The 481-nt window shown below is 54.3% G+C and carries 1 protein-coding gene; it reads right to left on the reverse strand.

Annotated elements, in window-relative coordinates; genetic code table 11:
- A partial coding sequence (locus tag SCJ97_11640; GenBank protein ID MDW7740680.1) for an aldehyde ferredoxin oxidoreductase C-terminal domain-containing protein occupies positions 1-481 on the reverse strand: 481 nt, incomplete at both ends.

Below are 481 nucleotides of genomic sequence, written 5' to 3' on the forward strand. Positions count from 1 at the left end.
GGTGAGGTAATATAGGTAACGCCGATGCCCTTGACTGCGCGCGGTTCGTAGGCGGGCATGCCCTGGCGTTTTACAGTCGGGATACGGGTTACACCATATGCTTCACCGGTGAACTGGGTACCCTGGCCAAGAATATGACCAAGCGGAGTACGATTATATATTTCCTTAAGCATTCTAATCGCTGCTTCCCCGTCACCGAATTCAGCCAGGCCTGCTTCCATGGCCACACCGATAGTGCATCCAGCCTCGATGGTATCGATGCCGAGATCGTTGCAGAGCCAGACCAGTTCTGCAACATGGTCAAGATTATCGATGCCGCAGTTGGCGCCAAGGGCCCATATTGATTCATATTCCACACTGGAGACATGCTCGCTGCCGTCTTCATTGGCATATACATTGGAGCAGTTAATTATACATCCCGGATGACAGCGGTGCCCCATCGTCCCGGCACCGCCACGCTTTTTGGCCGCTTCGGCCAGCG

The sequence above is a fragment of the Bacillota bacterium genome (genome assembly GCA_033549065.1).
In the GTDB taxonomy this organism is placed as follows: domain Bacteria; phylum Bacillota; class Dethiobacteria; order DTU022; family DTU022; genus JAWSUE01.